The following is a 12,862-nucleotide window of genomic DNA, read 5'->3' as shown; positions in this document are numbered from 1 at the left end:
CCCCTCTTCGCGGTTAATCAGATTGGCCTGACCAAAGGAGGCGCCTCTTACTCATAGGTCAACTCCGAGACAACGGCGTGGTGATCCGACAGATCCACACGAGACCCCGTTGAGGTCATCGGCACGACCCAGGAGAGCTGAGAGACCGGGTTTAACGCCCCTTTAAACGGTACGATAAAATCATACTGCTTCTGGACTGAACGTCCCTCTTCATCAAACACATAATAATTGCTGTGGCCATCGGCACTGTACCGAAGCGCACTTAAAAAAGTCGTGAAGCCAAAATCTGCATTCAGCGTCGCCGCCGTACGGCTGATCTCGTGGCTTTCGATATTAAAATCCCCAGCAAACAGGATCGGTGCATCCGATGGGAGTGAATCCGCCATGCGGCGCATTGCTTGAAACTGCTGATGGCGCGCATTCTCGTTGGCTTGACCTGGCGCAGACTGAGTGTGGCTGCCGATGATGTAGTAGTCCTGCTGCTGATCCCCAACCGTTTTGGTAAACTTCACTTTCAGGTAGCCCTTATCCATGGTGCATTCACTGGCATCACACTCTCCGGCATCGGCACCAAACTCATAATGCACTTCATCGCTCGCAGGATATCGTTCAATAGGGTCCGACTTGCGCGCCTCTCGCTTGGTGCCAACCGACAAGCTGTTTGGGTAACGACTCATCACAATCACTCCGCCGGTTTCCGACAACCCAAGCGGACCGTCGACCAACGGCGTTCCATTCAACAAGTGGGTTCGGTCTCGAAAAGGTTTGTCCGGACCACAACATAAGAATTCTTCCACGGCTAGCTGCTCTGCATCAGGGGTACAACTCGCCTGAGACGCCAACTCCGACAGCACCACCACATCGACATTTTGAAACAGACGGGCTTTGTTATCGCTGATGGCCTGTGCTCGCTGACAGTAATCTTGCTTACCAGCGATGCCAGGACCAATCAGCAGAAAGGTGTTCCAGGTCATAAGATTAATCTTTTTGGGATCCTCGCGGTGGTCGGCCAAACGGAGTCCACCCGGCCCAGACGAGGCATCGAGAACCGAGAACATCGCGTCCCATTTGGATCGCGAGGCATCGTATTCGTCGTCCACCCCCATGACATAGGGCGTGCCATTAAAATAAAGGGTTGCCGTATCGTGACCATCGACCCAAGGGCTAGGTGCTGACACGCCGTATTCAAAATCATTGACGACCCCTGCTCGGATGTCGGCGCTGATATAGACGCCATACTGCCGCGCCCCGTCAATGTCTATCTCACCACGAAACTTTACGGTATCGTAATTGAAGACCCCCCATCCATCATCATCAATGCCCGCAACGATCTTCAACTCGCCGGGTTTAAGCGTGAGTACGCCCTGTGCCCAATCATGACTGAGCCAGTAATCATCATTGATATCGGCGCTATTGGCATACGGTTTCCAACTCAACAACTTGATGGTCTGTTGCGTGTCGTTTTTCAACCACACGCAAAAAGGTTTGTCTTCCCAGTCTTCGCTGAGGTAATCCGGACAGTCACTGCCCGCGGCCATCGACGGCATGGCCGTCACCATCAGCCACAACAGGACAATCCCGTTTAAAATCGTTCTGGTTAATTGCATTGTTTCCCCCTCGGTTAAGATATAAAAAACAGTACAACGCATTAATTACATGCCTATGGAAAATTAATGACACGAGTATTCACCATACTAAAAATTACCGTTATTGATATATTATTGAACTCAGAAAATGTGTATTTCCACTGAATTTAGTCACAAGATCACAGATCAACAAATTATCATTGCGCAGTTTATCAACAACATAAATAAAGAAAAGTACAAATAATAATAAAGAAATCTACACAATCTGACGTACGCCAATCTCTCGTGATTTAAAGTGGGGTCAAACGAATATTAACGCCGTCCTAAACACCCCGCACACATGACCCAAAACCCAACAAACATCGAGAGTCATATAATTCAACCCCCTTCCTTTGATAGCAATAAAATATTCGACCAACGGAAACCGCCGTGCCCTATATCATGATCCATCCTGCGAGCAGAATCAGGGGTGTTTCTGGAAGATCGCTCACTCTCCCTTTAAAACTCGTCCTAAAAACCATCAAGACTGGTATTAAGGACTTATTTGTTGGTCATTAAGGATATGGGCTTTTTTTTATGAGATCTGTTCTACATTAAATATCTTTTAGAATTAATTTAACAATGCCAAGCAGGTATGTTTCATTATTATTAAAACGACAACCCCAGATCAAACACGACTGTAACAATTTATACCCTCTTGGTTATAAGCTCACTATTTAATATTCAACAACACAGTAAGGCAGGTATTAATTTTTTAATTATAAATAATCTAATTATATTTAATCTTATCAATTTCACCACGACACTTGATATACATTCAAGTCTCTCACTAACAACAAATCTATTGATATTTATTGTCACATGAACATTCTTTGAAATTATCACCCGTGCTTCATCATGAGTTGGCTAGGTTTTAATGTCGAGAATGAGTCTGTAATAGTCAAACGGATACGCTAAAGGAAAACAATGAAAAAACAGTTGATTGCCGTCCTCGTTTCATCGCTCATGGGTGGAGAAGCCCTAAGCGTGGCGCATGCCTCACCCGCCCCGGTTGTGACCCTCAGCACGGCAGAGGCGATCGCCCAACTCACTTATTCACCACGCGAATTTTTAAACCAGTACACCGTGGATGTGATTGAGTTAATCAAAAATGGCGGCCTACCGACCCAAGGGCAAGTCCGGCTAGAAACCGCCCCACAAGGATTCAAACTTCGGTATGCGGATGCCCCTGCTGCGGATACAACGTCAGCGTACTTCCTCGGTTTTAATGGCCGAACGAACCCTATCCCTGCTTATGTCGATGTCCCTAAACACGTGGCCGAAGGCACTTTGTTGCTGACCGGTTCGCTGACCGGCTGTTCTGTGATTGTCACGGATCTTAACGACACCCATTATCGCGTCTTCCATGATGGTCGGGTCGGCAGCTCCGTTTTGTATGACAATGTGGTCATGGCCGTTGACTACGCTGACTATCAAGGACAAGGCGTATCTGATGAAGTTGCCGGTGCCTACATGATATTCAAAGACGGCCAATGGCAATTGATGCTCCAACGTCAAGAGCAAATACCCCACCCTGACAATCCCTTGTTGACCACCTGGGTCAAGCGTAAAGGTGCGACAGGAGACGTGTGGATTCAGCGCCCTAACGCCATCGATGACCAAGCCAGAGTGGAGGCTTTTCGCCAGGAAAGAACCCTGGCTCAGGGACGTTTACTTACAGACGCAAAGGCCTTAGGACTGTCTGTTGGACCCTTACCTCAAGATCAGGATTACCAAACCGGCAGTTCCTTAAAGGTCGATGAAAACCCGGCCTTAGCCCAATGGCAAGATCTCAGAAATGCGCTGAAACAAAAAACCGATGAAGAGCTTGCCCCTTTGCTTGAGCGTAAGTCCGTACTGTTCGCCAAGCTAAGCAAAGCGACCGGTGAACGAAAGCAACATCTACAAGCCCAAATCGATGCCATTAATGCGACCAAAGCGTTTTATCAACAGAGCTATCTCGATGGCATTGATAAAAGCATAGACATGGATCGTTTGTGGCTATGGTTAGAGAAAAAAGACCGTGAAGGCGTCTCGTCCGTGATTGCGATCGATGCCCATCTCAAGGCCAGTCCGAATCAACGTTTGGTGGATCAATATAATACGCAAAAGCAAGCCTTAGAAAGCCTAAAAGGGCAACGAGGGGACGATTACCTGTTCGGTAAATCGAACAGCCAAGATATTGAAGTGCCAGGCTATCATCAGGGCATGAAAGCCCTCGATATGATTCGACTGATGTTTGATGACAGTCACCAGTTAACCTTTAAGCAAAAAGGCGCATTGGTGGCGCATATCAAGCAGCAGTTCCAACAGGAAACCATGCGTTTCGCGTTGGACAAAAGTGCCGAAGTCAGTCGATACATGACCGCTCAAGGCGCGTTTGTAACCCAGCTTGTGCCACAAGACTTTGTTTTGCTCGGTCGGCCGGGACGCTGTTTGCCACTCTCCCGTGTGATGGCCACCGCGATCGCACAAAAAGGGGAGCCTGGCGCGAACCAGTTTGCCTCTGTATTGTTCGATGCCGCTGCCCACCCAGACTCCCAAATCGCGACCAATGTGTATACCACTGTCGGCCAGTTGCACTCCAATACAGACGCGGGGCTTGCGGAGACAGACGCTGGGCGCCTGAGCATCAAGGGGATTGTCTCAAACTTGGAAAAGGAGTCCCTGACCAATGGCAGCAGCAAATTCATGCTGATGAATACTCACGCGCACAGCATGTTAGTGGGGAAAAGACAATTCGAGGGCAAGAGCCGTTACTTCTTCTACGATCCCAACTTTGCGGTATTCCGATTTGACAGCTCCAAAGCCTTACAAGCCTCTTTAAAAGAACACCTGATCAAAAACAAATTTGCGCGTTTTTATGATGCCTATGGCAATGTAAGCCAGCCAACCTTCGACATGCGGTCACTGGACACTGCCAAAATGGCCGAAGTACGTTTAAGCACCGGACTGAGCGTCCAAGATCTGGCGAGCCCAAGTGACCGAGTCGCGAACCTGGCAACGGCGGACCATGCCGCTCGTTTGGCGCAAGCCAGCGACAGCCTATCCACGGATTTGCAACTCAAATCCGCACTGAGTGTCTTACAGGGCGCCAATTTGGCTCAGGACTTCTTTGCGGCCGCGCAAGACGTATACCGCCGTCATCGCTTAGATCACGCTTGGGTACCCGTGTTTGAGAACATCGAAAAGACACCCAGCGGTCAGTATCGAATTCCGTTAATACATCGCGAAGACAACCGTGAAATCAGCGTGTTAACGTCAGACGAAAGAATTTGGAAATTCAAACATTATTACGAAGATGCATTGGGTCGATTGAAAAAGAGCTACAACTTTAGCCACGGAGAGCTCACCCGTCATGCGAGCATTACGGATGTCGAGCATGTAGACGGCTTGAATGCCGCGTTTGCGGTCCAGGCGATTCTTTCTTGGTTTAATAACCACAGCCGCACGGCCGCAGCGGGTGACCCCCTGCCCCAAGGATTAAACACCGCGTTGCAGGTCCACACCTACATTAACTTAGCTCAAATCGCGCACGGCACCGTGATGGACGCCAGTAAGATTGTCGGTTTGTATCGTGCCGCTCTACAGGAAGGGCAAAGCGTGACAAGCTCGACGTTGTCTGCAGTGGGGCACGTTGCAAACGAAGGGATCGGTCTTGGACTAGGCTTTGCTTCCGTGGTGTTGGACTCCTATGAGTTGGCGCATGCACAAAATGAGGTACAAAAAGCGGTATTTGGTACTCAGCTGGCCTTTGACTCAGCGTCTTTTGTGACCACCTCAGCGGGCATCGGGGCAGGCCTTGCGGGGGCGGGCACCGCCAGTGCTGTACTGGGTGGCGCAGGCGTGATCCTGGGTGGACTCGCGGTTGGTTTTACCGCTCTGGCACAGGCGTTTGGTGAAGTCGCAGAGGATGCCAAAGCCGTCGGTCGTTACTTCGCCGCGGTCGACTCCGCGTATCACAGCGGGGGGTATGCGCTGGTGGATAAAACTCTCGATGATGGCAGCCGTTACCACGCGCTTGAGCCCAAAGATGGGGCAGTGATCAACCAAATAGACCTTCAAACGGGTCAAGTGCATTTTGATAGTCAATACATCTACCGTACCCATCATGGCAGCACGGGATCGGGGGCGATTAACTACTTTTTCTGGGCCGGTGATTTCCCTAGGATGATCAGAGACAAATCCCAAGCGATCAATGTTAGAGCCGGCATTGGCTATAACGAGACGACAAACATTAACGCCAGTGATAGGGCTTTGATTTTGCCTGCCACACCAAAGTCGTACATTAGCTATCAATATCAGATCTTACCCGGGTCCACCACACGTCATGATTCCGGTTTTAGTGTGATTCGTCGTCTCGAAGAGGATCGTCGATTCGATTATGACTTTTACATTTTTCCTTCGGAATACACGATACGTAAGATCACACAAGAATATGTCCACACCAATATCAACGTGAATCTGGATGCGCAAAATCGCCAAATCCTGATGCGTAAATTGGGCAAAGAGCTGAGTGGTAAATTGCACTATGCCTTTAACGGCAAAGGGGGGGAATACCATATCAGTCTGCAATCGGGGGCCAGCCTTTCTTTGCAAGTGACGTCTCGTAGAGACCGAAGTACGCGCTGGATCCTTGATGCACGCCAGTTGTCATCTGATCACCTTGAAGTCACCCGTGATCACCTCAATATCGGCGGCGTCAGAGTCAACCTACCCGGATTGTCCTGGGGGAGCATTGCGGTGATCAACAAACATAACGAAGTGCTCGTTGTTGACCCAGAAAACAGCCGCTACCAAATCACGTCGGAAGATGCCTCTTCTTGGCAGAATGCTGAACAATTACACCAGCATATCCAGTCTGAAGTGGCCAAGCACCACCTCGACAGCGCTTTTGTGGCTGTTGAAAACTTTGTGCCTCAAGATCAGGACCACTCTGTTGGCCTGGCCTACTATCAAGTTGATCAGCAGCGGTTTATTTATACCCCGTCGCCCGCTCACAGTGACTTCCTAAGCGATGCCAAGCTCGTGGCTCAGACGGGGGATCTTGCGTGGTTTAACAAAGACAACCAAGTGTGGCTAGTGAACATCGCCGAGTCGCGCATTGTGGCTCAGTATCGCGCCTTCGGTTGGGACTACGCTCATGGCAAAGCGACCAGCCGGGTGTGGCAGGAAAATCAGCGCCTCTACTGGTCAATCGAGCAGCAAACCAACGCTGGTCATCCGGCTAAATGGACCTATGTACTGGACGAAAACAGCATGAAGTTGGTCGATGTGAACGGCGACCTTCAGTTGTTAGATAACCTCATGGCCGACACGGCGCCGAATCGAGTCACGACGAACTATTTCTTCCAGTCATTCCAAGCCGGTGTCGGGGGGGAAATTGACCTGAGAGCAGATCGATGGATAGAGGCAAGCCTAAGCGACGTCATTTCCGTGTCAGCGAATAAGCAAGGGCAGAAACACAGGTACTGGGTCCTCGCAGAGCAGAGGGGCGACCTAGGCGTGATCCACGCCAATCTCAACACTCAGCCTGACGATCTGATCCTTGCTTTGGTGCAAAACAAGGGGGAAACCGATCAACACTACTTCTTCTATTCCCACAGCCAACAGCGTTTGTATTACCAAGCAAGTAACCGTTCCCAGGCTCGCTCGGTGCCCTTACCGGAATTCAGTGGCGGTTTACGTAACGTCTTAGATAACCAACATCAACTCTTTGCCATCGCCAACGATCAAACCTTATGGCTAGCAGACCAAACGCCAAGACTGGCTGGTGTGACGTCTCATTGGCTACAGAGCCACCATCAACAGGTCCTGCCACAATTGAAGGCCTTAAGTGAAAAAGCCTCTGCGAAACTTGCCCAACTGGTGCTGCTCGGTATGACAGATAGCCAAGGCGAAACGGTGAACCTGTGGTACGACAATCAGTCCGCGACGTTGATCAGAGCGGGCAGCAACCTCAATGGTCAGCACTTGAATTTTCTGGGGCTAACGTCAGATCAACAATGGGCTTGGTTGTACAATCACGACGATGCCAGCCTGTATCGTCAGGCCGTCGTAAACGATGATCTCATATTGGACGACAAGCTCGTGTTACAAGGTGAAGTGGCTGACGCGGAGCAATTTGCGACGCTGGCGGGGGAATTGACCCACGCGGCTTGGCAGGGGCAATCTCTGCAACTGTCCACCCATGACGGCCTTGTGGTCGAGTTAAGCGCAAACGCGGGCCCTATGGACAAACCGATACTCAGAGCGGTCACTATGGAATGGCAAACTCACCACCAATATCGCCACCAAGCCATTGATGCGCTTGAAAGCGAGTATCAATTGCCTAAGCAGGTCCGTCTTCTAGGCTCAGTACCGAGCTGGTATTTGCATGAATCTGGACGTACCGTCACGGCGCCGGGGCTGGATGTCCAGCATAACCTGACTTATTTAGGGCAAAGTGTTGACGGCGGCGACTATGTGTTTGATGTCGATGCACAGACGCTGTATCAGCAACATCTCATGGATCACTCCCCATTAGGGCACTTCTCGATGGCACTCACGGAAGGGGGAACCCATTTAGTCTTGCAAGGCAGCGAAGGCAGCAAGATCCAGACTCTGCCTAAAATCAAAGGGGTGCGTTCTTTGTTGTGGAGTGGCAATAGCCGCGACTATCACTATAGCTTGGACGAGAACGACCTTGCTCACTACCAGCAGGTGTTGATTCAAAGCCACAGAGTGGGTGAGACACTGAAATTAGCCCTAGAGAACCCCAATGCATTGTTGTTACAACGACGAGGGGACGATCTGGCCCTATACGATCCAGGCTCTCAAACCAGTATTCTGATCCAACACGTTGATACGGCTGCTCTGACCAATAAAATGAAGCTGAGTACGTCGTTGGGTGAGAAATACTTGTATAAAATCCTGTCGCAAGTGGATCGCCTTTCAGCCACACCGAGTGAGATCATCCCTTATGGACAGTTAAACTAAAGCGGCCATCTCGCGCCACCATTCTGGTGGGTTTAACGAGGCAGTCAGCCCTGCGGTTCGCTGCCTCAATTGAGCGCTCGTCATCGAGCGCTTTTTTCCTGCCGCTCACTCGTGGCCCCCCTTGGCAAGACACCCCCCCCTCAGTCACACTTGTGTTCCCGATTTCCCAAGGTAGTATAAGTGACATCGTGCCCTCTGATAGTGGGCTTTCCTCACCGAAACGAAGAGACCTCCTTTGAGTGACCCATTGACTGTCGTCATCATTGAAGACGAACCCGCGATTGCAGACACCTTAATCCATGTCTTAGAAATGGACGGTTACCCGGTTCAGTGGTTTGCGACCGCTGAACAAGGTTTGGCGTATTTGCGTCAACACCCTGTGGCGTTGCTCGTCTTAGACGTTGGGTTGCCCGATGGCAACGGATTTGAGCTGTGCAAAACCATCCGAGACTTTTCTGCGGTACCCATTATTTTCTTAACCGCGCGCAATGAGGAGATAGATCGCGTGGTCGGCTTAGAAATCGGGGCTGACGACTACGTGACCAAACCCTTCAGCCCACGAGAGATGCTGGCCAGAATCAAGCTCCGAATCAAAGCGCGAACGGCCTTTCCTCAGTCCGAGTCAATGCAATCTTCATCGGATCAGGCCCTCGTTGCGCAGCACTTTGACTACTGCGTGAATGCACAACCATTGGGGCTCACCGCGGTTGAATTTAAGATCTTGCGTCAACTCCTCTCCCACTCAGATCAGGTTTTCAGTCGCGAGCAATTGATGGTCGCCGCGGATATGACGCCGGACGCGGTGTATGAGCGCAACATTGATTCGCATATCAAGGCCATTCGTCACAAGCTCAAACCGTATGCGATGGCTGAGCGGATCGTGACCAAACGGGGGTTTGGTTACTTCTACGACGGGCAAAGTGAATGATGCGACGCTGGCCAAGGATCCCGCTGGGGCTGAGACTGTTTGCGCTCTATTTTATTTTGGTCGGGCTCACCGCGTACACCGTCAGCCAAACGGTGATCCAAGAACTCAAACCCACCGTTCGTCAAACCACCGAAGAAACGTTGGTGGATATGGCAAATTTGTTGGCGGTACTGGCGGAAGAGGACGTCGCCAATCACCAACTGTCACAAAGTCGATTTGCGGCTCTACTCCGCGCTTACGGTCAACGTGAACCTCAAGCTCGCATTTGGGAAATTGGTAAGAAAGCCATCAATCATCGTATCTACATTACCGATCAGCATGGCATCGTGATCGCTGACTCGTGGCAACAAGATATTGGTCAGGATTACTCGCAATGGAACGACGTTTACCTAACCTTGCGCGGCCAGTATGGCGCACGCAGTACCATCGAAGATCCCAATGACCCCTCTTCCACGGTCATGCACGTTGCCGCGCCAATCTATTCAGATGGCCAGATCATTGGCAGTGTCACCGTGGCTAAGTCCAATCGTTCGGTTCAGCCCTTCATCGACTTGTCCAAGCGCAATGTTTGGTTTTGGCTAGTGTGGATGAGTGGCCTTGTTTTGGTCGCAGGTGCCTTGTTCGCTTGGCGTATTCACACCGCTTTGCATAAACTCGAAGACTACGCGACCAAAATGGGCCAGGGGGACAAGGTCCCGAAACCCACCTTTCGAGTCTTTTATGAATACGGCACGCTGAGTGATGCCTTGGAGACAATGCGCAATCAACTCGATGGCAAGCAGTACGTTGAAGACTATGTACAGACGCTGACTCACGAACTGAAAAGCCCGTTGTCGGCCATTAAGGGCGCTAGTGAGATCTTACAGACCCCGCTTGACGGTGACAGGGTCACCCGCTTTGCCCGCAACATTGAACGCGAAAGCGAACGAATGCAGTCCCTCATCGACAAGTTATTGGAGCTGGCTCGCCTTGAAAAGCAACCCGCGTTGGAGAGCGTTGAGTCAATCGCTTTGCGAGACATGGTGGTTAACGTCACGACCTCCGCAGACGCTCGGTTAAGTCATCTTGCGGTTCGTTGTGACTGCCTTATCTCACCCGATGACACCTGTATTGGTGATCCGTTTTTGCTTCAGCAAGCGCTGTTTAACTTGATGGACAACGCCCTCGACTTTGTTGCCCCACAGGGCGAGATTGTTTGGCAAGCCCAGCGAAGCCCGGGACAGCTTGCGCTGTCTATTTTCAATAGCGGCCCACCTATCCCGGCTTACGCCCTGCCTCGCCTCACCGAACGCTTTTATTCACTCGCGCGCAGCAATGGGGTCAAAAGTACCGGATTGGGCCTGAATTTTGTCGAACAAGTGATGAAGCTCCATCAAGGAACGCTGACAATCAGCAATGTAGAGCACGGGGTCAAAGTCACCCTCACAATGCCAACTCCATAAAAACTCCACATTCGCTCCATTCTGTGTCCATATCCCTGAGGTAACGTGGTGTCTTCAGCTAAGGAGAAGACACGATGAAACACATCCTCAACCACCCGCTCGGCCTCAAATTCGCATTGGTGCTGTTGCTGTTCCTACTACTGCAAATCCCGCTGTCGATGGTCAGCGGCCTGATTTCCGAGCGTACCCTACGTCAAGACACCGTGCGCAGTGATATCGCCCGTAGCAGCAGCGGCCCGCAGCGTATTATTGGGCCTTTTATCCACATCACTTATACTGAGAGCCGTTTTCACAATGAGACTCTGCACGTCACCGAGCGCCAACACGTTTTATTGCCCGATACCTTTAATCTCGGCGCTGAGCTCGACAGTTTTGAGAAATACCGCGGTATCTATCGTGCGCGTCTGTATCATGCTCAGACCCGTTTGACCGGCCACTTTGACCTGTCGGAGCTTGACGCGTTGCGAGGCCATGATATCAACGACATTCGATTAGTGGTCGGTATAGAAGACAGTCGAGGCTTGATGACGCTGGGCGATATGCGTGTCGCCAACCATGCGATAGAGGTCTTCCCTGGGACTGGGCTCAGCGCCATCTCACAAGGCTTTCATCAGCCTTTGGATCTCGCACAGCTCGATACCCACCAACCCCTGACGTTCGACCTCCAGTTTCTGTTACAAGGAATGGGGAAACTTCAGGTCGCACCGATTGGTGACCAATCCCGTGTCGAGCTGCGTTCATCTTGGCCCCATCCCAGTTTCATTGGCGACTATCTGCCTGTCACCGCCCAAGTGGCAGAGTCGGGGTTTGAGGCTCAGTGGCAGAGCAATAATTTCTCAACCAACATGGCTCAATTGCTGCGCAACTGCCTTACCGGTGACCACCAATGTTACGAACTGGAGCAACGACAGATGGGCGTCGACTTGATCGATCCGGTCGACCACTACCTCAAATCTCACCGCGCGACGAACTATTCATTACTGGTGATCACGTTAGTCTTTGCCAGTTTCTTTCTGCTCGAGCTGTTTCAAGCTCGTCCCGTGCATCCGGTGCAATACGGCTTTGTCGGCCTCGCACTTGCGTTGTTCTATCTGCTGCTCATCTCGATGAGTGAGCACCTTGGCTTTAACTGGGCCTATGGGCTATCGGCGTTAGCCTCCACAAGCTTACTGAGTATCTATGTCTCGGGGATGTTGCAGCGCCGTGCGCATGGCGTGATATTCGGTGGGGGGTTATTGCTTCTGTATGGCCTGCTGTTTGGGCTGTTGCAAGCGGAAAGTTACGCGCTGCTGATGGGCACACTGCTGTGCTTTACCATCTTGAGTTTCGTCATGATCCTCACCCGTCATATTGACTGGTATCGTCGTCACCCTGCCCGCCCTCACTCGGACGTTGACCATGAGCGAAGCTAAATCAACGCCCCCAGTGGAGGTTGACTGGCGCCCTCTCTGGCGCTGGTCACCGCAATACGCCATCAGAAGTCTGGCGTACTTGTTACTTTTGTGGCTCATTGCATGGGGTCTGCGAGATCCGGTGATTCGCCCAACCGTTGGCGATGCACTTGTTGTGTTCTGGCTCCACACCACATTGGCTGCCGTCTTGGCGCTCTCCCCTAAGAGACTTGCCCTGATCGCGGTAACGGTCGCTTATCTGGTGGAGTTGGGGCAGTGGTATCAGTTGGCCACATTACTCAATCTGGGATCGGCCTGGTCGTGGGTCATCGGAACCACATTCGATTGGCTTGATATTGTGGCGTACAGCATAGGAGGCGTGATCGCATGGCAGCAAGACGCGAGATAGGCATGAGACCCGAGAAGATCAAAAAGCGCAGACCCACCCGGCCCCGCTTTCTTGAAACGGTGTCCGCGTGGGCGAAGCGCCACCCCGAA

6 protein-coding genes are annotated in these 12,862 nt (G+C 51.3%); 5 read left to right on the top strand and 1 reads right to left on the bottom strand.

Annotated features, from left to right (window positions below; translation table 11 throughout):
* Window positions 1-47: 47 nt before the first annotated feature.
* Complete coding sequence (locus ZX61_RS10010) at window positions 48-1,607, bottom strand: phospholipase (protein WP_049844504.1); 1,560 nt, start codon at window positions 1,605-1,607, stop codon at window positions 48-50.
* Window positions 1,608-2,552: 945 nt separating this feature from the next.
* On the opposite strand from ZX61_RS10010, the gene ZX61_RS10005 reads away from it, so the two are divergent.
* From ZX61_RS10005 to ZX61_RS09985, 5 genes are all read left to right on the top strand, one after another.
* The gene (locus ZX61_RS10005; RefSeq protein ID WP_049844492.1) at window positions 2,553-8,603 is read left to right on the top strand and encodes a TcdA/TcdB pore-forming domain-containing protein; all 6,051 of its coding nucleotides are present in this window, start codon (window positions 2,553-2,555) and stop codon (window positions 8,601-8,603) included.
* A 235-nt stretch (window positions 8,604-8,838) separates the two neighbouring features.
* Window positions 8,839-9,531, top strand: a complete 693-nt coding sequence (locus ZX61_RS10000; protein WP_049844491.1) for a response regulator — start codon at window positions 8,839-8,841, stop codon at window positions 9,529-9,531.
* Window positions 9,531-10,973, top strand: coding sequence for a two-component system sensor histidine kinase CreC (creC, locus tag ZX61_RS09995; protein ID WP_049844490.1), 1,443 nt, complete (start codon window positions 9,531-9,533; stop codon window positions 10,971-10,973). The genes ZX61_RS10000 and creC overlap by 1 nt, the downstream gene beginning before the upstream one ends.
* 74 nt (window positions 10,974-11,047) lie before the next feature.
* Window positions 11,048-12,385, top strand: coding sequence for a cell envelope integrity protein CreD (gene creD, locus ZX61_RS09990; RefSeq protein ID WP_049844489.1), 1,338 nt, complete (start codon window positions 11,048-11,050; stop codon window positions 12,383-12,385).
* Window positions 12,372-12,773, top strand: a complete 402-nt coding sequence (locus ZX61_RS09985; RefSeq protein ID WP_049844488.1) for a ribosomal maturation YjgA family protein — start codon at window positions 12,372-12,374, stop codon at window positions 12,771-12,773. Before creD ends, ZX61_RS09985 begins: the two co-directional genes overlap by 14 nt.
* Window positions 12,774-12,862 lie beyond the last annotated feature (89 nt).

The sequence above is a fragment of the Vibrio sp. VPAP30 genome (assembly GCF_001188205.1).
In the GTDB taxonomy this organism is placed as follows: Bacteria; Pseudomonadota; Gammaproteobacteria; order Enterobacterales; family Vibrionaceae; genus Vibrio; species Vibrio bivalvicida.
The sequence above is the reverse complement of the archived record's forward strand: the minus strand, read 5'-3'. Positions and strand labels throughout refer to the sequence as shown.